Raw genomic sequence first — 20959 nt, forward strand, 5'->3', positions numbered from 1 at the left:
CCTACATGAGCAGGGCCCGCCGGCCGTTCGGCGGGCCGCGGCACGTTGAAGACGGCGGAGCATCAGATGGCATCGGCAGCCGAACAGCTTGCTGCGAATATCAATTGGGGCGCCTTTTCCAAGGCGGACGAGCTGAAGAAGCGCATCTGGTTCACGCTGGGCGCGCTGGTCATCTACCGGCTGGGCACCTACATCCCGCTGCCCGGCATCAACCTGGAAGAATATGCCAGGGCCTTCGGCGGCCAGAGCCAGGGCATCATCGGCCTGTTCAACATGTTCTCGGGCGGCGCGGTCAGCCGCATGGCGATCTTCGCGCTCGCCATCATGCCCTATATCTCCGCCTCGATCATCATCCAGCTCCTGACCAGCGTCGTGCCGTCGCTGGAGGCGCTGAAGAAGGAAGGCGAGGCCGGCCGCAAGGTCATCAACCAGTACACCCGCTATCTCACCGTGGTGCTGGCGACCGCCCAGGCCTGGGGCATTGCCGTCGGCCTCGAGGGCAGCGGCGGCATCGTCACCCAGCCGGGCATGTTCTTCAAGATTTCGACCACGATCACGCTGGTCGGCGGCACGATGTTCCTGCTGTGGCTGGGCGAGCAGATCACCTCCCGCGGCATCGGCAACGGCACGTCGCTGATCATCATGGCCGGCATCGTCGCCGAGTTCCCGGTCCACATGGCCCAGACCTTCGAGCTCGGCCGCCAGGGATCGATCTCGACGCCCTTCCTGCTCTTTGCCGTGCTGGTGGCGATCACCGCCGTGTTCGCCATCGTCTTCTTCGAGCGGGCGCAGCGCCGCCTGCTGATCCAGTATCCCAAGCGCCAGGTCGGCAACCGCCTCTATGAAGGCCAATCCTCGCACCTGCCGCTGAAGCTGAACTCGTCGGGCGTGATCCCGCCGATCTTCGCCTCGTCGCTGCTGCTGCTGCCCACCACCGTGGCGCAGTTCCTGGCGCACAACGACCCGAACTCCTGGCTGTCCAGCGTCGCGCTCTATCTGTCGCACGGCCGGCCGCTGTTCATGGTGCTCTATGCGCTGCTGATCGTGTTCTTCTGTTTCTTCTACACCGCGATCGTGTTCAATCCGGTGGAGACGGCCGACAACCTCAAGAAGCATGGCGGCTTCATTCCGGGCATCCGCCCGGGCGAGCGGACGGCCGAGTACATCGACTACGTTCTGACCCGCATCACCGTCATCGGCTCGATCTACATCGCCGTGGTCTGCCTCCTGCCGGAGATCATGGTCTCCTATGCGCAGATTCCGTTCGTGCTCGGGGGCACCTCGCTTTTGATCGTCGTCAGTGTCACGATGGACACCGTGGCGCAGATCCACGGACATTTGCTGGCGCATCAATATGAGGGCCTCGTGAAGAAGTCGAAGCTGAAGGGGAGCAGGCGCGGATGAGACTGATCCTGCTGGGCCCGCCGGGGGCGGGGAAGGGCACACAGGCGACGCGTCTGGTCGAGAAGTACGGCATTCCGCAGCTTTCGACGGGCGACATGCTCCGGGCCGCGGTGAAGGCGGAGACCCCGGTCGGCCTCAAGGCCAAGGCGGTGATGGATTCGGGCGCGCTGGTGTCGGACGAGATCGTCGTCGGCATCGTTGCCGACCGGATCGAGGAGGCGGACGCCAGGCGGGGCTTCATTCTCGACGGGTTTCCGCGGACAGTGGCCCAGGCCGAGGCGCTGCAGCATATGCTCGTCGGCAAGGGGCTGAAGCTCGACGCGGTGATCGAGTTCAAGGTGGACGAATCGGCGCTGCTCGGCCGTATCGAGAAGCGGGCAGCCGACACGATCGCGGCCGGCGGCACGGTGCGCGCCGACGACAACCCCGAGGTGTTCAAGACGCGTCTTGTCGCCTATCGGGCGCAGACCGCGCCGCTGACCGACTATTATGATCGTACCGGCGAGTTGCGGACGGTCGACGGCATGGCCGCGATCGGCGAGGTGGCGGCCCAGATCGATGCGATCCTGGCCGATCACGGCAAGCGCTGAGGCTTCGGTTGTCCCGGCCGCGAGGCCGGCAGGTTCAAGACGTGCCCGGTCCGTTCCGGGCGCGGAAGTGTTGTTCGCGGGGGTTGACGTCGCTCTAGGGAATCTCTAGAAGGCGGCTCTCACGTGAACGGCGCGCGGGTCGATCGCTCGAATGGGCGGGCGGCTCGTTTTTGCGCTTCCGGCTTGCCGGTTGCGATGTGAGCACGCGATGCCATGGCGGCAGCGGCCCGGAGGGGCTGCGAACGGCAGGGCAGGGCGACAAACAGCTCCAGCTCGGGTTGCGGCATGCTGTCGCGGACCGGGGCGGACGGAGCGACCAGATTTGGAGATCGGAACGTGGCCCGCATCGCAGGCGTCAACATTCCCACCGCTAAGCGCGTCGAGATCGCGCTGCAGTACATCCACGGCATTGGCGCGGCCAAGGCCAAGGAGATCGTCGCGAAGGTCGGCATCGCGCCGGAGCGTCGCGTGCACCAGCTCACGGACCAGGAAGTCCTGCAGATCCGCGAGACCATCGACCGTGACTATCTGGTCGAGGGCGACCTGCGCCGCGAAGTGTCGATGAACATCAAGCGCCTGATGGATCTGGGCTGCTATCGCGGCCTGCGCCATCGCCGCAGCCTGCCGGTCCGCGGCCAGCGCACGCATACCAACGCCCGCACCCGCAAGGGCAAGGCGAAGCCGATCGCCGGCAAGAAGAAGTAATCCACGCGCCGCACGCGACGGCTCGCGGATGCGTCCGCGAGCCTTGGCGAGGTGGCGCCTGCACGACCGGCCGGGTTTTGCCCGGCCCGATATCAACCGGAACATCGTTCCCCAGCGTCTGGTATTACGGACGCGCTTGAAGGACAGAAGACATGGCTAAGGAAGCCGCTGGTCGCGTTCGCCGCCGCGAGCGCAAGAACATCGTGTCTGGCGTGGCTCACGTCGCGTCGACGTTCAACAACACGATGATCACCATCACCGACGCGCAGGGCAACACCATCGCCTGGTCATCCTCGGGCACGATGGGTTTCAAGGGCTCGCGCAAGTCCACCCCCTACGCGGCGCAGATGGCGGCCGAGGACGCCGGCCGGAAGGCCAGCGAGCACGGCATGCGCACCCTCGAGGTCGAGGTGTCCGGCCCCGGTTCGGGCCGCGAGTCGGCGCTGCGCGCGCTGCAGGCCTCGGGCTTCACCATCACCTCGATCCGGGACGTGACGCCGATCCCGCACAACGGCTGCCGCCCTCGCAAGCGTCGCCGCGTCTGACGGAATTGCGTTGGATGCCTCCGCTCCCGATATCAGGGAGCGGACAGGGCCGGAGAGGCCGCTTGAAGACCGACCGAAAGGTGCCGTTGTGATTCAGAAGAACTGGCAGGAACTGATCAAGCCCCAGAAGCTGGAGGTTGCTCCGGGCGACGACGCCAAGCGCCAGGCGACCGCCGTCGCCGAGCCGCTGGAGCGCGGTTTCGGCGTGACTCTGGGCAATGCGCTGCGCCGGGTGCTCCTGTCGTCGCTGCAGGGCGCGGCCGTGACCTCCGTGCACATCGACGGCGTGCTGCACGAGTTCTCGTCCATTCCGGGCGTGCGCGAGGACGTGACCGACATCGTCCTCAACATCAAGGAAGTCGCCATCAAGATGCAGGCCGAAGGGCCCAAGCGGATGGTGCTGAAGAAGCAGGGCCCGGGCCAGGTGCTCGCCGGCGACATCCAGACGATCGCCGACATCGAGATCCTGAACCCCGACCACGTGCTCTGCACCCTCGACGAGGGCGCGGACATCCGCATGGAGTTCACGGTCAACACCGGCAAGGGCTACGTGGCGGCCGACCGCAACCGCCCCGAGGATGCGCCGATCGGCCTCATTCCGGTCGACAGCCTGTATTCGCCGGTCAAGAAGGTCGCCTTCAAGGTCGAGAACACCCGTGAGGGCCAGATCCTCGACTATGACAAGCTCACCATGACGGTGGAGACCAACGGTTCGATCACGCCGGAGGACGCGCTGGCCTTTGCCGCGCGCATCATCCAGGACCAACTGGAAGTCTTCGTCAACTTCGAGGAGCCGCGCAAGGAGTCCGAGGCGCCCGCCATTCCGGAGCTCGCCTTCAACCCGGCGCTGCTCAAGAAGGTGGACGAGCTGGAACTGTCCGTGCGTTCGGCCAACTGCCTGAAGAACGACAACATCGTCTATATCGGCGACCTCATCCAGAAGACCGAGGCGGAGATGCTCCGCACGCCGAACTTCGGCCGCAAGTCCTTGAACGAGATCAAGGAAGTGCTGGCGCAGATGGGTCTGCACCTGGGCATGGACGTGGTCGGCTGGCCGCCAGAGAACATCGAAGAGCTCGCCAAGCGCTTCGAGGAACATTACTGACCGGGGCTTGGCTCCCTTAAACATTGAGGATTTCGCCATGCGTCACGGCAAGGCTCATCGCAAGTTCAATCGCACCGCCGAACACCGCAAGGCCATGTTCGAGAACATGGCGGCGTCGCTCATCAAGCACGAGCAGATCGTCACCACGCTGCCCAAGGCGAAGGATCTGCGTCCGATCGTCGAGAAGCTGGTGACCCTCGGCAAGCGCGGCGACCTGCATGCCCGTCGCCAGGCCATCGCGGCCCTGCAGGACGAGGCGATCGTCACCAAGCTGTTCGACGTGCTCGGCAAGCGTTACGCCACCCGCCAGGGCGGCTACACCCGCGTGCTGAAGGCCGGCTTCCGCCATGGCGACAGCGCTCCGGTCGGCGTGATCGAGTTCGTCGACCGCGACGTCTCGGCCAAGGGCCAGGATTCCGGCCCGGTTCAGGAGCAGGCCGAGGCGGCGTGAGCCGCCGGCTGAGGCATAGCGCCGCCCAGGCGGCTTGCGAGCAACCCCGTCGGCGTGAGCCTGCGGGGTTTTTTGTGTGACTGCGCCGACGTCCACGAACATCAAGATGTCCGAGGCATTTGTCCGAGGCGCTGCTTGATCAGTTCGCGCATGGATTGAACGAGAATGTAGAGCAGGGGAATGGCGAGCAGCCCCAGCACCGTTCCGACCAGCAGCCCGCCGAAGAGCGTCATGCCGATCGATCGGCGGCTTCCCGCACCGGCTCCGGCGGCCAGGACCAGGGGGAGGACGCCGAGCACCGAAGCGAAGGCCGTCATGAGAACCGGCCGAAAACGCTGCCGGGTCCCCGCGAGGGCGGCTTCGCCGATCGTCATCCCCGCCTCGCGCCGTTCCTTGGCGAACTCCACGATGAGAATGGCATTCTTCGCCGCCAGGCCGATCAGGAGCACGAGGCCGATCTGGGCATAGATGTCGATCGGAATGCCGGCGACGACCAGACCTGCAAGCGCGCCGAGAAGGGCCACCGAGACCGACAGCATGACCGAGAGCGGCACGGTCCAGCTCTCATATTGTGCGACGAGGAAGAGATAGGTGAAGACGACGCCCATCACCAGGATGACGAGGGTCTGGTTGCCTGCCTGACGTTCCTGCAAGGCCAGACCCGTCCATTCGAAGCCGAAGCCGTCGGGAAGCGTTTGCCGGGCGAGCGTCTCCATCGTGGCGAGAGCCTGGCCGGTGCTCGTGCCCGGAGCGGCCTGGCCGTTCACGGCGGCAGCGGGAAACAGGTTGTAGCGGCTGATCGTGTTGGGCCCGAACGAGGTGGAGGGGGAGAGGATCGTCCGCAGAGGCACCAATTCGCCATGCTGGCCGCGTACGTGCAGACGCTGGATATCCTCGATGCGGCCGCGGAAGTCCGGCTCGTCCTGGATGCGCACCTGATAGACGCGCGACAGGATGTTGAAATCGCCGACATAGGCGGAGCCGAGATGGGCCTGCAGCGTCTGGAAGATCGCCGCGGGGGAAACGCCCAGCAACTCCGCCCGCTTGCGGTCGATGTCGAGATAGATCTGCGGCACGTCGGCCGAGAAGGTCCCGAACACGCCCGCAAGGCCAGGGGTCTGGTTGGCCTTGAACATCAGCGCCCGCATCGCCTCGGCCAGATCCTCCTGGCTTTGCCCGGCACGCGCCTGGAGCCGCAGGTCGAAGCCTCCGGTTGCCCCCAAGCCGGGTATCGCGGGCGGGCTGAATGCCGCCACGGTGGCGGATGGAATGCCCGCGAATTGCCCGCGCAGCCGGGTCAGGATACCGGCAGCGGTCTCCTCGGCAGGCCGGCGTTCGTTCCAGGGCTTGAGCGACGCGATCACCATGCCCGTCTCCGAGCCGCCGCCGCCGATCATGCTGCTGCCCGATATGCTGATGGTGCCGGAGACGCCGGGCGTCTCGCGCAGGATCTTGACGACATCGGCGAGCGTTGCCTCCGTGCGCTCCAGCGAGGCTGCGTTCGGCAACTGCACATTGACGAACAGATAGCCCAGATCCTCGGACGGGATGAACCCGGTCGGCAGCGTGCGGAAGAGGGCGTAGCTGCCGGCGAGCACAGCGACGAGCATTGCGCCGACCACCAGGAACCGCCGCGCCAGATGGCCGAGCGCCTTGAGGTACCAGGAGCGGGATGCCTCGAGCATCGCGTCGAAGGCGCGGAACAGCCGTCCGCGCTCGCGTTCCGGCGGCCGCAGCATGATGGCGCAGAGCGCCGGGCTCAGCGTCAGGGCGTTGACCGTGGAGAACACGATCGTCACCAGGATGGTGACCGCGAACTGCCGGTAGAGCTGGCCGGTGATCCCCGCGATGAACCCGATCGGCACGAAGAGAGCCGCGAGCACGAGCGTGGTGGCCACGATCGGCCCGGTCACCTGCTCCATGGTGCGCCGTGTCGCCTCGCCGGGCTCGAGGCTCTCCTCCTTCATCAGGCGCTGGACGTTCTCCACCACGATGATCGCGTCGTCGACCACCAGGCTGATCGCCAGCACGACGGCGAACAGCGTGATCGTGTTGGCGGAGAAGCCGAGCAGATAAAGCACCGCGAAGCCGCCGATCAGGGAGACGGGGATCGTCAAGGTCGGGATGAGCGTCGCACGCCAGTCCTGCAGGAAGGCAAAGGTGACCAGGACCACGAGGGCGAAGGTGATCAGCAGCGTGACGACGATCTCCCTGATCGTCTCGGTCACGAAGGCCGTGTTGTCGAAGACGACCGCATAGGCGAGGTCCTCCGGAAACTGCGCCTTGAGCCGTTCGAGCTCACCTTTGACGGCTTCGGCGACGGACAGGGCGTTGGCGTTCGGCGACTGGTAGACGAGCAGGGTCGCGCTGGGGCGTCCGTTGAATTGCGATCGGGAATCGTAGGACTGGGCGCCGAGCTCGACCCGGGCCACGTCGCGCAGCCGCACGATCGCCCCGTCGGCATTCGTCTGCACCACGATGTCGCCGAACTCCTCGGCGCTTCTCAGCCGGCCGCGCGCCATGATCGTGAGCTGCAGCGGCTGGCCCTTGACGGCGGGGGCGGAACCGAGCTGGCCGGCCGAGGCCTGCGCATTCTGCGCCTGGATCGCCGTCGTCAGGTCCGATGCGGTGAGGCCGAGAGCCTGCATGCGATCCGGGTTCATCCACACCCGCATGCTGTAGACCGGGCCGAAGATGCCGGCTTCCCCGACGCCTGGAATGCGCGAAAGCGCCTCGCGCACGTTGATCGAGGCATAGTTGCTGAGGAAGATCTCGTCCTGCGTACCCTTCGGTGAATAGATCGCCACGCCCATCAGCATGCTGGTCGAGCGGCTGCGAACCGAGACGCCGGTTTGGGCCACGGCCGGAGGAAGCCGGGGCGTCGCAAGCGCAACCCGGTTCTGGACGTTGACCTGCGCGATCGCGGGGTCCGTGCCGACCGCAAAGGTGACGGTCAGCGAATAGCTGCCGTTGTTGGTGCTGGAGGACGACATGTAAATCATGTCCTCCACGCCGTTGACCTGGTCCTCGATCGGAGCGCCGATGCTTTCCATGACGACTTCGGCATTGGCGCCGGGATAGCTGGCGGTGACCTGCACCTCCGGCGGCGTGATCGGCGGAAACTGCGCGACGGGAATCTGGGTCAGGGCCAGAAGCCCGGCCAGCGTCATGACGACGGCGATCACCATCGCGAGGCGAGGCCGCTCGATGAAGGCGGAGGAGATCATTGCGGTTTGGCACCGGCCGCCTGGCCGGCGTCGGCGCCGGTCGGCAGAACGCGGACGGCCGCGCCGGGCCGGGCATTCCGCACGCCCTGGACGATGAGGCTCTCGCCGCCGCTCAAGCCCTCTTCGACGACCCAGTTCTGCCCGATCTGGCTGCCCGTCCGGATGCGGCGCAGGGCGACCTTGTCGCCGTCGCCGAGGACGAGGACGAAACGTCCTTCCCGATCCAGCTGGACCGCACCGAGCGGGACCACCGGCCGGCGCCGTGGTTCGGCCGCGCGCACCACGACGGTCACGAACTGGCCGGGGATCAGGATCGCGTCGGGATTAGGGAAGCGGGCGCGGATCGGCAGCGTTCCCGTTCTGGCGTCCAGCTCATTGCCGACGAACTCGATCTCCCCGGCGGCGGCATAGTCGCGGTCGTTCGACAGCCTCAGGGTCGGGCGGTATTTTCGGGCGAGCGCCTCCTTGCTCGCGTTGCCGGCGCGCTCCCGCAGGTCGAGGATCAGCCGGTCGCTGACCGAGAAGACCACGCGGATCGGATCGACCTGGACGATCCGGACCAGCGGCCCGGAGGAGGGGCCGACGAAACTCCCGACCGAGAACGCTGCGACCCCCGCTCGACCCGCGAACGGTGCCCTGATGGTGGCATATTCGAGATTCAACTCCGCTTGTCGAAGCGCGGCCTCGGCGACGTTCACGGCTGCCTGGGCGGTGTCACGGCTTGCCTGGGCTTCGTCCAGTGCGGCCTGGGAAGTTGCCTGGGTCCGGCGCAACTGTTGATTGCGCTGCAGTCGCCCTTCCGCGTCGAGCAGCGTGGCTTGCGCCCCGGTGAGATTGGCTCGGGCCGCGGCGGCCGCGGCCTCATAGGTGTCCTTCTCGATGACGAAGAGAGTCTGATCCTTCTCGACGGACTGTCCTTCGCCGAAGGGCCGCTCCTTCACGAAGCCATCGATCCGCGCCCGGATGTCGACCGCATTCTCCGCCTCGACGCGCCCGACGAATTCGGCGCTCGGCGAGACGTCCGCCATCTGGACCGGCTCGACGATGACGCTGGGCGGAGCATTCTGGGCCGAGGCGCCGGAGGCGAGAAGCGACGGCAGCAAGGCAGGCGCGAGCCAGCGCAGGAGGAACCGGAAGGAAGCCGACCTGTCGTTCATGCGCACTCCTCGGCAATGGACCGATCCCGCACACCCGAGCCGGCCGACCGGACCGTTCCCGGGGGGGCGTCCATGCCTGCCTGTGCCCGGACCCGCCGCGAACCATCCGAGCCGTGCCGGAGCCTGTTCCCGGTTGTGTTCTCTCAAACCGAAGGAACGTTGAGACCACGCGATGAAGCCTCCCGGAAACGACAGGCTTGCCGTCGCTCGCGAGATCCGGAGACGATTGCCAGACTAGGTTGGGAGGCGGGAAATGCATCCACCAAGAATCTCAGCGTTGTGCCCATAGTCCCAAACATAAAAAGTCATCGGTTCCAGGAAAACGGGTTGCGCCATCAGGCATGCGGAGGAGGAACGGTGCGGTGCTGACCGATGTGCTTCTGGCCCCACCGATCCAACCCGACGGACCCGGGAAAGGGGCAATGGAGTGCTTGGTCGACTTGGAGGTTTCGCTGAGACGACGCGTGGCGGAGCCCCTCCCTGCCGGCTTCCGCGCCAGCCGTTGCGCCGTCACGAGTCCTTGCTAATTGTTATGTTATAACGTAACGAATAAATTCGAGCTTCGACCGCACAGGGAGAAAGTGGTTCTCATGGGATTCATCTGCGACGACGGCCGCTTGCCCGTCACCGTCCTGTCGGGGTTTCTGGGGGCGGGCAAGACGACGCTGCTCAACCACGTCCTCAACAATCGCGAAGGCCGCCGCGTGGCGGTGATCGTCAACGACATGTCGGAGGTCAACATCGATGCCGACCTCGTTCGCAGCGGCGGTGCGGACCTCTCCCGCACCGAGGAAGCGCTGGTCGAGATGAGCAATGGCTGCATCTGTTGCACGCTGCGCGACGACCTGCTCGCGGAAGTCCGACGGCTGAGCGGGGAGGGGCGGTTCGACTATCTCCTGATCGAAGGCACGGGGATTGCCGAGCCCTTGCCCGTCGCCGCGACGTTCTCCTTCCGCAACGAGAGCGGCGCCAGCCTTTCCGACGTCGCCAGGCTCGACACGATGGTGACTGTGGTCGACGCGGTCAACCTGCTGCACGACTACGGCACCGGCGATTTCCTGCGCGACCGGGGCGAGACGGCCGGCGCCGAGGACGAGCGCACCGTCGTGGATCTCCTGGTCGAGCAGATCGAGTTCGCCGACGTCGTGGTGATCAACAAGATGTCGGACGTCCCGCCGGCCCGGCGGGCGCAGGTCCGCCAGGTCGTGGCCTCGCTCAATGCCGATGCCCGGATCGTCGAGGCGGATTTCGGCCGCGTGCCGCTCGAGACAGTGCTCGACACCGGGCTGTTCGACGAGGATCGGGCCGAGGAGCATCCGCTCTGGTTCAAGGAACTCTACGGTCATGCCGCGCATGTTCCGGAGACGGAGGAATATGGCATCGCCAGCTTCGTCTATCGCGCCCGGCGGCCCTTTGATCCCGGCCGGTTCGACTGCTTCGTCAAGGCGCCATGGCCTGGCCTGATCCGGGCCAAGGGACATTTCTGGCTGGCGACCCGGCCGGACTGGGTGGGCGAGTTCTCGCTTGCCGGGACGATCGCCCGGGTGAGCGCGATGGGTCATTGGTGGGCTGCGATCCCCCGCCAGCGCTGGCCGGACCATCCCGAATGGCGGCGCCTGCTCGAGCGACACTGGTCGCCGCTCTGGGGCGACAGGCGGCAGGAACTGGTCTTCATCGGCGCCGGCATGGACGAGGCCTCGATCCGCGCCGCGCTCGACGCCTGTCTCGTCGGGGAAAGCGAGGAGGCCGGCTTCGAGCCTGCCGCCCATCGCAACCTGCCGGATCCCTTCGAGGCATGGGGCAGGCCCGTTCCGGGCTGAAGGTGGGTTGCTCCCGTCGCCGTCCGTCGGCGATCGACCCGCCGCGGAGGCGGACGTGAAAGGCGTTGTCTTCGCCCCCGCCGGGAGGCCGTGCGGCAGCCGGATCATCATGGACGCCGACTCCTGCCTCGCCACCATGGATTACGGCGTCGTGGGCCTTGCCGACGAAAGCCTTTCACGGTTGCCGAAAAGCGCGTCCTGATCGCCCGCCGGGCCCGGGTCCGACGAGGCTTTGTTTCAGGCGTGAAACATTGGAAGGTTGCGGCGACGTCGGAGCGAAACAATCCGCGGGCATGGTGGATGCCAGGGCTGCAGGCGACGCATCATCCATTGGAAGAAACCATGGCCACCACCACGATCGACTTCACCGTCAAGCTCGATACCGACTTCACGACCGCCGTTCCCCTCGCGAATCTCGAGAATCTGCTGGTCACCAAAATCGGCAAGGTCATCGAAACCGGCTTCGACAGCGTCGGCATCGCCGGCGGCGTCGGCAGCCAGATCACCGTCGACGGCCTGGTCCGGACCGACAATTCGCAGGCGATCACGCTCGCCGACACCGGCAAGCTCGTCGTCCACGCGACCGCTCTCGTCACAGGCAAATCGGGCGTGCTGATGGACGGGCAGAACGACATCCTCTTCAACAGCGGCCACATCGAGGGCACCGAAGAGGCCGTCGTCGCCCGTGAGGACGGCGCCTCGATCACCAACACCGGCAGCATCAGCGGCGCGGTCGGGGTGCAGTTGCAGGCGGACAACGGCAAGATCGTCAATCACGGTACCATCGTCTCGGACGGCAGCGGCGACGCGTACGGCTTCGGCCACGCGCTCGACATCTCCGGCACCGGCAACACCCTGGTCAACGACGGCGACATCGAAGGAGCCTCCGGCGTGATCGTCGGCGGAGCGGGCAACACCGTCGACAACTCCGGCACGATCTTCGGCACCGACGGCAGCATCGGGGCGATCTTCGTCCAGGGGGGCGCGTCCGCGACCAACACGATCAAGAATCATGCCGGCGGCCTCATCTCCGGCGCGGTGGACGCCATCCAGGCCGTCAGCGGCAACGTGGTCGTCAGCAATGCCGGCGTCATCGACGGCAATGTCAGCCTCGGCGCGGGCAGCGACAAGTTCGACACGCATCTGGGCAAGGTGCACGGCATCGTCAGCCTGGGCGGCGGCAATGACAGCTTCACCGGCAGCGCCGGCGCCGACAAGGTGATCGGCGGCGGTGGCGCGGACCACCTGACCGGCCTCGCCGGCGCCGACACCTTCGTCTTCCGCACCCTCGCCGAAAGCACGCCCGGCCTTGCCGGCCGCGACGTCGTCACGGATTTCTCGACGCAGCAGCACGACAGGCTCGACCTGCACGCCATCGACGCCGATGCGGGGCTCGCCGGCAACCAGGCGTTCGCCTTTCTCGGCTCCGGCGCCTTCACCCATCATGCCGGCGAACTGCGCTTTGCCTTCTCGGGGGCCGATACGCTGGTGAGCGCCGACGTCAACGGCGACGGCGCCGCGGATTTCGCCGTGCTGCTCAACGGTCACGTCACTCTCCACGCGACCGACTTCCTGCTTTGACAAGGGACGTCCGCCGTCCGCCCGAGGTTTCCGGGTGGGCCGAGCTCAGACCATGCCGCCATTGGCGCGGATCACCTGGCCGTTGATCCAGCCGCCGTCCGGGCCGGCGAGGAAGGCGACCACGGCGGCAATGTCCTCGGGCTCGCCCAGGCGTTCCAGGGGATTCATCCGGGCCATGCGCTCGACCAACTCGGGCGATTTCCCGTCGAGGAACAGCGCCGTGGCGGTCGGGCCGGGCGCGACGGCGTTGACGGTGATCGAGCGGCCGCGCAACTCGCGCGACAGCACGGCCGTCAGGGCCTCGACCGCTGCCTTGGTCGCGGCGTAGACCCCGTAGGTCTCCAGCCGCATGGCCACGACGCTGCTCGAGAAGTTGACGATGCGGCCGCCCGGCCGCAGCCGGCGCGCCGCCTCGCGCATGCCGTTGAAGCTGCCCTTCAGGTTGGTCGCGACCAGACGGTCGAAATCGGCGTCGTCGGTCGACCCGATCGGGGCGAGGGCCATCACGCCGGCATTGTTGACGAGAACGTCCACGCCGCCGAAGGCGGCCTCGGCCGCATCGAACAGGCGGGCGACGGCGGCGGCGTCGCCGACGTCGGCCTGCACGGCGAGGGCGCGGCCCCCGGACGATTCGATCGTCGCGACGAGGGCGTCCGCGTCGTGGCGGCGGCCGGCATAGTTGACGACGACGGCAAGGCCGTCCTGCGCCAGTCGTTCGGCGATCGCCGCGCCGATGCCGCGGGACGCGCCCGTGACGATGGCGACCTTGGGGGACGGGGTGGTCATTGGCCTTCTCCTTCGCATCAGCCGGGTGACGATGACGGTCGGGAGATAGGCCTTTGCGCCATTCGGATAATCCGGCAAAATTCGACAACACCATTCGGATTTTCGGCCAATGGATCGCTACGATGCGATGCGCGTCTTCACCAGGATCGTCGAACGGCGAAGCTTCACGCTCGCGGCCTCGGATCTCGGGCTTCCCCGGGCGACCGTGACCGACGCCATCAAGGGCCTTGAGGCCCGGCTCGGCGTTCGCCTGCTGCAGCGGACCACGCGGCATGTCAGCCCCACGCTGGACGGCGAGGCCTATTATGCTCGCTGCCTGCAACTGATCGCCGACCTCGATGAGGCGGAGGGAGCCTTCACGGCCATCAAGCCCAAGGGCCTGCTGCGCGTCGACGTCCAGGCCACCCTGGCCCGGGACTATGTCTTCCCGAGGCTGCCGGATTTTCTCGCCCGCTATCCCGACATCGATTTGTGCGTCAGCGAGGGCGAGCGCTTCGTCGATCTCGTGCGGGAGGGCGTGGACTGCGTGCTGCGGGTCGGCGCGCTGCGCGACAGCGACATGATCTCACGCCGGCTCGCGGTCCTGCCCGATGTCACCTGCGCTTCGACGGCCTATTGCGCGCGCCACGGCACGCCCGCCGGCATGGACGATCTCGGCGGGCACCGCATGGTGGGCTTCCGCTCCTCCGCGACCGGGGCGGTCCTGCCGCTGGAGTTCACGGTCGGCGGCGAGATTGTCCATGTCGTGCTTCCCGTCAGCATGACCGTCACCGGCGCGGCAAGCTATGCCGCCGCGGCGCTGGCAGGACTCGGGCTGATCCAGATCCCGCGCCACGGCATCGAGGCTCACCTGGCGTCGGGTGAACTGGTCTGCCTCCTGGCGGACCATCCTCCCTCGCCGAGCCCGGTTTCGCTGCTCTATCCACGCAGCAAGAGGCTCTCGCCGCGGCTGCGCGTCTTCATCGACTGGGCTGCCGGCCTTTTCGCGTGAGCTCGGCGGACCACGATCACGCGGCCCGCGGCGGGGCGAGGATGGCGCTGGTCACCCGCTTGATGTCGCGCTCGCCGCACAGGGCCATGGTGACGTCCAGCTCCTTGCGGATGATGTCCAGGCACTGCTTCACGCCGGCCTCGCCATTGGCGCCGAGCCCGTAGAGGAAGGCACGGCCGATCAGCACGCCGCGGGCGCCGAGGGCGACGGCCTTGAGCACGTCCTGGCCGGAGCGCACGCCGCCGTCCATCAGCACCTCGATGCGATCGCCGACTGCCTGGACGATCGGGGGCAGCGCTTCGATCGAGGGCAGCGCGCCGTCGAGCTGGCGGCCGCCATGATTGGAGACGATCAGGGCGTCGGCGCCGCTGCGGGCGGCGAGCTCGGCGTCCTCCGGGTCGATGATGCCCTTCAGGATCAGCTTGCCGCCCCAGCGGTCCTTGATCCATTTCACGTCGTCCCAGCTCAGCGCCGGGTCGAACTGCTCGGCGGTCCAGGCGGAGAGCGAGCCGAGATTGGTCACGCCCTTGGCGTGGCCGGCGATGTTGCGGAAGGTGCGACGCTGGGTGCCGAGCATGCCCAGGCACCAGCGCGGCTTGGTGGCGAGGTTGATCAGGTTGGGGATGGTCATCCGCGGCGGGGCGGTCAGCCCGTTGCGGATGTCCTTGTGGCGCTGGCCGAGGATCTGAAGGTCCAGGGTCAGCATCAGGGCCGAGCAGCGCGCCGCCTTGGCCCGGTCGATCAGGGCGCCGACGAACTCCCGGTCGCGCATGACGTAGAGCTGGAACCAGAACGGCTTGGTGGTGTTCTCCGCCACGTCCTCGATCGAGCAGATGCTCATGGTCGACAGGGTGAACGGCACCCCCGCCGCCTCGGCCGCCCGGGCCGCGAGGATCTCGCCGTCGGCATGCTGCATGCCGGTGAGGCCGGTCGGCGCCAGGGCGACCGGCATGCTCACCGGCTCGCCCACCATGGTCGTCGCCAGGGTGCGGTCGCGCATGTCGACGGCGACGCGCTGGCGAAAGCGGATCTTGGCGAATTCGGTCTCGTTGGCCCGGTAGGTGCTTTCCGTCCAGGCGCCGGAATCCGCGTAGTCGTAGAACATGCGCGGCACGCGCCGCTCGGCGAGGCGGCGCAGATCTTCGATGCAGGTGACCGGGCTGGGCATGACGGGACTCTCGGCAGCGGTGGACCCCATGCTGATATCAGCGATCGGGGGCCGAAAGAAATGCTAGAATTTCAGTTGCGACCGGCTCGGCGAACTCTTCATGGATCGCCAGCTTGCCGCGCGGCAGCCGCCGCGCCGTGACGCCGGCGAGGCCGGCGAGCGCCTCCATCTCGGCCCGGGACCGCGGCGGCGTCTCCTCGCCATAGATCACCAGGATCGGCACGCCGGCGGTCTCGGCCAGATGCAGGAAGGCTCCCCGGTCGCCGACCCGGTCGAGGGCGCCGGTGACGAAGCGCACCGAGGCGTGCCGGGCGCCCGCCGCCGCAGTCACCGCCTGCTTGGCGGCAAGGCGGCCGGGACCCTCGAGCCAGGTCGGGTCGGAATAGACATGCTCGCGCGCCATCTTCGCCAGCACCGGCCGGCTGAGATTGGCGGCGTAGAGCAGGGGGCCGACCGCCGGCGCGTCCACGGCGGCCCGCACCCGGCCGAACCACGGGCGAGGGCCGCCCATCATCGTCGGCAGCGGCCCGCGCCAGGTCGGCGCCGCCAGCACCAGGCGCCCGGCGCTGCCGGGATGGGCGGCGAGGTGGTGCAGGGCATAGGCCGCGGCGTGGCCGGCCGCGACGATCGCGTGCAGCGGCCCGAGCTCGCCGATCGCCCAGGCGAGGAAGCCCGAGAGCAGGTCGGGCGACCAGTCGAGCCGCGGCCGCGGCCGGTCGCCGAAGCCGGGCCAGTCGAGGCGCACGGTCCGGAACCGCTCGGCGAGCGCCCGGGCGAGCGGTGCCATCTCGCCGCGCGTCGAGATCGAGCTCAGCGCCGGCAGCAGCAGCACGGTCGTCCCGCTGCCAGCCTCGTCGAGGCCGAGGCGGACGGTCTCGCCCTCCACCGACCATGTGATCTCGCGTTCGGCCATGTCCCGCCTCGCTCGCCGATGATCGGCAAGCCATAGCACCGCCGCCTCCGCCGGCGCGACCAGGAAGGCTGCTTCGTCGGGGCGGCCCTGTTCAATCCCAGGCGAGCGCGCCGCCGTTCTGGTATTCGATCACCCGGGTCTCGAAGAAGTTCTTCTCCTTCTTCAGGTCCATCGCCTCCGACATCCAGGGGAACGGGTTGTCGGTCTCGGCGAAGACCGGGGCAAGGCCGAGCTGGGCGCAGCGGCGGTTGGCGATGAAGCGCATGTACTGCTCGCAGGAGGCGGCGTTGAGCCCGAGGAAGCCGCGGGGCATGGTGTCCCGGCCATAGGCCGCCTCCAGCTCGGCCGCCTCGCGGATCATGCCGCGCGTCTCGTCCTGGAAGGCCGCCGTCCACAGATGCGGGTTCTCGACCTTGATCTGGTTGATCACGTCGATGCCGAAGTTCAGGTGGATGCTCTCGTCGCGCAGGATGTACTGGTACTGCTCGGCGATGCCGACCATGCGGTTGCGCCGGCCCAGGGACAGGATCTGGGCGAAGCCGGTGTAGAACCACATGCCCTCGAACACCACATAGAAGGCGAGGAGGTCGCGCAGGAAGGCCTGGTCGGCGGCCGGCGTGCCGGTGCGGAAATCCGGGTCGCCGAGATGCCGGGTGTGGCGCAGCGCCCAGGCCGCCTTGTCGGTGATCGAGGGCACCTCGCGATACATATTGAACAGCTCGCCCTCGTCGAGGCCGAGGCTCTCGACGATGTACTGGAAGGTGTGGGTGTGGACGGCCTCCTCGAACGCCTGCCGCAGCAGGTATTGCCGGCACTCCGGATTGGTCAGGTGGCGATAGATCGCCAGGACGATGTTGTTGGCGACGAGGCTCTCGGAGGCGGCGAAGAAGCCGAGATTGCGCTTGAGCATGCGCCGCTCGTCCTCGCTCAGGCCGCCCGGCGCCTTCCACAGGGCGATGTCGGCCTGCATCGACACTTCCGTCGGCATCCAGTGGTTGTTGCAGCCGGCGAGGTACTTTTCCCAGGCCCAGGCGTATTTCAGCGGCAGGAGCTGGTTCACGTCGGCGCGGCAGTTGATCATCCGCTTGTCGTCGACCGAGACGCGCGCCCCGCCGCGCTCGATCGCGCCGAGGCCGGTCGGATCGAGGGGGGCTTCGGGCGGCGAGACGAGGGGCGTTGCGGTGGCGGGGGCTGACCAGTCGAGCATGGCAGGTCCTTGAAGAGGGGGGCATCGCGAGGAGAAAAGGGCTGGGAAGCCCTCTCCCTGCGGGAAAGGGGCTCTTGGGGGCGGGCCTACTGGCAGGCTTCGCAGTCGGGGTTGTCGATCGAGCAGGCGATCGGCGTCAGGATCGGCTCCGCCGCGACAGCGGCGGGCGCGACGGCGTTGAGCTTGCCGTCGGTGCCCTTCAGCGTCGACTTCTCCACATGGGTGGCCGAGCGCGAGCGCAGGTAGTAGGTGGTCTTCAGCCCGCGCTTCCAGGCCAGGCGGTAGAGGGCATCGAGCCGGCGGCCGCTCGGCTCGGCGATGTAGAGGTTGAGCGACTGGGCCTGGTCGATCCATTTCTGCCGCCGCGCCGCCGCCTCGATCAGCCAGGCGGCGTCGATCTCGAAGGCGGTGGCATAGAGCGCCTTGAGATCGTCGGGGATGCGGTCGATCCGTCCGAGCGAGCCGTCGAAATATTTGAGGTCGGAGACCATCACCTCGTCCCACAGGCCGCGCGCCTTGAGGTCGGCGACGAGGCTGGCGGTGACGACGGTGAAGTCGCCGGACATGTTCGACTTGACGTAGAGGGTCTGGTAGGCCGGCTCGATCGACTGGGCGACGCCGCAGATGTTGGAGATCGTCGCCGTCGGCGCGATCGCCATGCAGTTGGAGTTGCGCATGCCCACCGTCCGGACGCGCTCGCGCAGGGCGCCCCAGTCGAGGCCGGCCGAGCGGTCGAGATCGAGGCCGCCGCGGGCCTCGGCCAGGAGCTCGATCGAGTCGATCGGCAGGATGCCCTTCGACCAGAGCGAGCCCTCGAAGCTGGGATAGCGTCCGCGCTCGGCCGCGAGGTCGGTCGAGGCGGCGATCGCGTGGAACGAGATCGCCTCCATGCTCTCGTCGGCAAAGCGCGCGGCCGCCTCGGAGGCATAGGGCAGGCGCAGCGTGTAGAGCGCGTCCTGGAACCCCATCAGGCCGAGGCCGACCGGCCGGTGCCGCAGGTTCGAGCGCCGCGCCTCGGGAATGGTGTAGAAGTTGATGTCGATGACGTTGTCGAGCATGCGCATCGCCGTCGCCACCGTCCGCGCCAGCCGGTCCCGGTCCAGGCCTGCGGCGGTGACGTGGCTGGCGAGGTTGATCGAGCCGAGATTGCAGACCGCCACCTCCTCGTCCGAGGTGTTGAGCGTGATCTCGGTGCACAGGTTCGAGGAGTGCACCACGCCGGCATGGCCCTGGGGCGAGCGGATGTTGCAGGGATCCTTGAAGGTGATCCAGGGGTGCCCGGTCTCGAACAGCATGGTCAGCATGCGCCGCCAGAGGTCGACGGCCCGCACGGTGCGGAACACCTTGACCTCGCCGCGGGCGGCGCGGGCCTCGTGCGCCTCGTAGGCGGCCTTGAAGGCGGGGCCGTGGAGCTCGTGCAGGTCCGGCGTCTCGTCGGGGGAGAACAGCGTCCAGGGACCGTCGGCCTCGATCCGCTCCATGAACAGGTCCGGCACCCAGTTGGCCGTGTTCATGTCGTGAGTGCGGCGGCGGTCGTCGCCGGTGTTCTTGCGCAGGTCGAGGAACTCCTCGATGTCGACGTGCCAGGTCTCTAGATAGGCGCAGACGGCGCCCTTGCGCTTGCCGCCCTGGTTGACCGCGATGGCCGTGTCGTTGGCGACCTTCAGGAACGGCACCACGCCCTGGCTCTCGCCGTTCGTGCCCTTGATGTGGGCGCCGAGGCCGCGCACCCGCGTCCAGTCATTGCCGAGGCCGCCGGAATATTTGGCGAGCAGGGCATTGTCCTTCACGGCTTTGAAGATGCCGTCGAGGTCGTCGGCGACGGTGGTGAGGAAACAGGAGGAGAGCTGCGGCCGGGTGGTGCCGGCATTGAACAGCGTCGGCGTCGAGGCCATGAAGTCGAACGAGGAGAGCAGGCGGTAGAACGCGATCGCCTTGGCCTCGCGGTCGATCTCGCGCAGGGCGAGCCCCATCGCCACCCGCATGAAAAAGGCCTGCGGCAGCTCGAAGCGCCGGCCGTGCCTGTGCAGGAAGTAGCGGTCGTAGAGGGTCTGCAGGCCGAGATACTGGAAGGAGAGGTCGCGCTCGGGCAGCAGCGCCGCCGCCAGCCGCGGCAGGTCGAAGCGGCCGAGCTCCGGGTCGAGCAGCTCGGCGGCGATGCCGGCGCGGACATAGGCGGGGAAATACTCGGCGTAGCGCCCGGCCATTTCTGCCTGGGTGGCGTCCTGGTGTCCGCCATGCACGGCCGACAGCGCCTCGCCCCGCAGCCGGTCGAGCAGCAGCCGTGCGCTGGCATAGGCGTAGTTCGGCTCGGTCTCGATCAGGGTGCGGGCGGCGAGCACCGGGGCGAGCCCGAGCTCGTCCTCGGTGATGCCGTCATAGAGGTTGCGCCGGGTCTCGGCGAGGATGGCCTCGGTCGAGACGTCGGCGAGGTCCTGGCAGGCCTCCGCCACCACCGCCTGCAGCCGGCGGACGTCGAGCGGCACCAGGCTCCCGTCCGCCATGCGCATCCGCAGGGCCGGCGCCGCATCCACGATCGCCTGGGTGCTGCGCGCCCGCTCGGCGGCCCGTTCCTCGCGGTAGAGCACATAGGCACGGGCGACCTTGTGATGGCCGCCGCGCATCAGCGCCAGCTCGACCTGGTCCTGCACGTCCTCGATGTGGAAGGCTCGGCCGGCATCGGCCCGCCGGGTCAGCGCCGCGACGACCTCGGCGGTCAGTCCCTCGACGATCTCGTGGATGCGGCGCGAGGCGGCGGCCTGGCTGCCCTCGACCGCCAGGAAGGCCTTGGTCAGCGCCACGGCGATCTTGGCGGGCGCGAAGGGCGTGACGGCGCCGTTGCGGCGGATGACCTGGTAGCCCGGTCCCGCGGTCGGCTGCTGCCGCTCTGCCGGCATGGCCGGCCGGCGCCGGTCGGGAGCTTCGGTTTCAAGATGGATGGACATTCGGCAAACCCCAAATCTGGAGGCTTGGGCCGAGGAACGCATGCTGCGCCCGCGCGGGACGGCCGCGCGGCGGGCAAGGCGATCCGTCGGGGCACCCCGCCCGAGGACAGACAGACGGCCATGGGCAGGTCTCCTGGCTCGCGGGTCGTGGTCTCCTGCCGGTCTTCCCGGCTTTGCTCGCCAGTGACGCTGGTTGGCAGGAAACTCGCCGCTTACAGTTGCGGGGGCAGCCCCGGCCTCGCCGGCGCCTCTCGCAAGGCGCCCGCCCACCGGATTCCCTCTTAGCCGCGGACGCGCAATGACGAATCCGCAGACCCATGACTGCTAGATATGGTGGCCGTACTTGCCGGGGCCGTCAATATGC

17 protein-coding genes and 1 riboswitch are annotated in these 20959 nt (G+C 67.8%); of the genes, 10 read left to right on the forward strand and 7 right to left on the reverse strand.

The window, feature by feature from the left end:
• The first annotated feature begins 66 nt into the window (after window positions 1-66).
• The 6 genes from secY to rplQ all read left to right on the forward strand — a co-directional run bounded on the left by secY (window position 67) and on the right by rplQ (window position 4800).
• Entirely contained in the window at window positions 67-1404 is a 1338-nt protein-coding gene (secY, locus tag AC27L4_RS22835) for a preprotein translocase subunit SecY (protein ID WP_487144670.1), read from the forward strand.
• On the forward strand, window positions 1401-1994 hold the full coding sequence (locus AC27L4_RS22840) for an adenylate kinase (RefSeq protein ID WP_487144671.1): 594 nt from the start codon (window positions 1401-1403) through the stop codon (window positions 1992-1994). The genes secY and AC27L4_RS22840 overlap by 4 nt, the downstream gene beginning before the upstream one ends.
• A gap of 336 nt (window positions 1995-2330) precedes the next feature.
• Entirely contained in the window at window positions 2331-2699 is a 369-nt protein-coding gene (gene rpsM / locus AC27L4_RS22845) for a 30S ribosomal protein S13 (RefSeq protein WP_487144672.1), read from the forward strand.
• Between the two features lie 152 nt (window positions 2700-2851).
• Complete coding sequence (gene rpsK / locus AC27L4_RS22850; RefSeq protein ID WP_307283788.1) at window positions 2852-3244, forward strand: 30S ribosomal protein S11; 393 nt, start codon at window positions 2852-2854, stop codon at window positions 3242-3244.
• Between the two features lie 31 nt (window positions 3245-3275).
• Window positions 3276-4349 (forward strand): DNA-directed RNA polymerase subunit alpha, encoded by a 1074-nt coding sequence (locus AC27L4_RS22855; RefSeq protein WP_487145236.1) that lies wholly within the window; start codon window positions 3276-3278, stop codon window positions 4347-4349.
• Window positions 4350-4386: 37 nt separating this feature from the next.
• The gene (rplQ, locus tag AC27L4_RS22860; protein WP_487144673.1) at window positions 4387-4800 is read left to right on the forward strand and encodes a 50S ribosomal protein L17; all 414 of its coding nucleotides are present in this window, start codon (window positions 4387-4389) and stop codon (window positions 4798-4800) included.
• Between the two features lie 101 nt (window positions 4801-4901).
• Here the strand turns inward: rplQ and AC27L4_RS22865 are convergent, their stop codons facing one another.
• Window positions 4902-8027, reverse strand: a complete 3126-nt coding sequence (locus AC27L4_RS22865; RefSeq protein ID WP_487144674.1) for an efflux RND transporter permease subunit — start codon at window positions 8025-8027, stop codon at window positions 4902-4904.
• Window positions 8024-9184, reverse strand: a complete 1161-nt coding sequence (locus AC27L4_RS22870; RefSeq protein ID WP_487145237.1) for an efflux RND transporter periplasmic adaptor subunit — start codon at window positions 9182-9184, stop codon at window positions 8024-8026. The genes AC27L4_RS22865 and AC27L4_RS22870 overlap by 4 nt, the downstream gene beginning before the upstream one ends.
• Before the next feature lie 590 nt (window positions 9185-9774).
• On the opposite strand from AC27L4_RS22870, the gene zigA reads away from it, so the two are divergent.
• The 3 genes from zigA (at window position 9775) to AC27L4_RS22885 (ending at window position 12585) form a co-directional block, all read left to right on the forward strand.
• Entirely contained in the window at window positions 9775-11004 is a 1230-nt protein-coding gene (gene zigA / locus AC27L4_RS22875) for a zinc metallochaperone GTPase ZigA (protein ID WP_487144675.1), read from the forward strand.
• 55 nt (window positions 11005-11059) lie between these two features.
• Complete coding sequence (locus tag AC27L4_RS22880) at window positions 11060-11206, forward strand: hypothetical protein (RefSeq protein ID WP_487144676.1); 147 nt, start codon at window positions 11060-11062, stop codon at window positions 11204-11206.
• 140 nt (window positions 11207-11346) lie between these two features.
• Complete coding sequence (locus AC27L4_RS22885) at window positions 11347-12585, forward strand: calcium-binding protein (protein WP_487144677.1); 1239 nt, start codon at window positions 11347-11349, stop codon at window positions 12583-12585.
• A 45-nt stretch (window positions 12586-12630) separates the two neighbouring features.
• Here AC27L4_RS22885 and AC27L4_RS22890 read toward each other — a convergent pair whose 3' ends face one another.
• Window positions 12631-13371, reverse strand: coding sequence for an SDR family oxidoreductase (locus tag AC27L4_RS22890; RefSeq protein WP_487144678.1), 741 nt, complete (start codon window positions 13369-13371; stop codon window positions 12631-12633).
• A gap of 109 nt (window positions 13372-13480) precedes the next feature.
• Here AC27L4_RS22890 and AC27L4_RS22895 point away from each other — a divergent pair, with 109 nt between their 5' ends.
• The gene (locus tag AC27L4_RS22895; RefSeq protein WP_487144679.1) at window positions 13481-14362 is read left to right on the forward strand and encodes a LysR family transcriptional regulator; all 882 of its coding nucleotides are present in this window, start codon (window positions 13481-13483) and stop codon (window positions 14360-14362) included.
• 16 nt (window positions 14363-14378) lie between these two features.
• On the opposite strand, the gene AC27L4_RS22900 is transcribed toward AC27L4_RS22895, so the two are convergent.
• The 4 genes from AC27L4_RS22900 to AC27L4_RS22915 all read right to left on the reverse strand — a co-directional run bounded on the left by AC27L4_RS22900 (window position 14379) and on the right by AC27L4_RS22915 (window position 20547).
• Entirely contained in the window at window positions 14379-15530 is a 1152-nt protein-coding gene (locus AC27L4_RS22900; protein ID WP_487144680.1) for an alpha-hydroxy acid oxidase, read from the reverse strand.
• Window positions 15531-15567: 37 nt separating this feature from the next.
• Window positions 15568-16443: an alpha/beta fold hydrolase gene (locus AC27L4_RS22905; protein ID WP_487144681.1), complete on the reverse strand. Its 876-nt coding sequence runs from the start codon at window positions 16441-16443 to the stop codon at window positions 15568-15570.
• Between the two features lie 91 nt (window positions 16444-16534).
• Entirely contained in the window at window positions 16535-17650 is a 1116-nt protein-coding gene (locus AC27L4_RS22910) for a ribonucleotide-diphosphate reductase subunit beta (protein ID WP_487144682.1), read from the reverse strand.
• An 86-nt stretch (window positions 17651-17736) separates the two neighbouring features.
• Window positions 17737-20547: a ribonucleoside-diphosphate reductase subunit alpha gene (locus AC27L4_RS22915; RefSeq protein WP_487145239.1), complete on the reverse strand. Its 2811-nt coding sequence runs from the start codon at window positions 20545-20547 to the stop codon at window positions 17737-17739.
• A gap of 154 nt (window positions 20548-20701) precedes the next feature.
• Window positions 20702-20929: riboswitch (cobalamin riboswitch) on the reverse strand.
• Between the last annotated feature and the right edge of the window lie 30 nt (window positions 20930-20959).

The sequence above is a fragment of the Labrys sp. Lb11 genome (assembly GCF_057554225.1).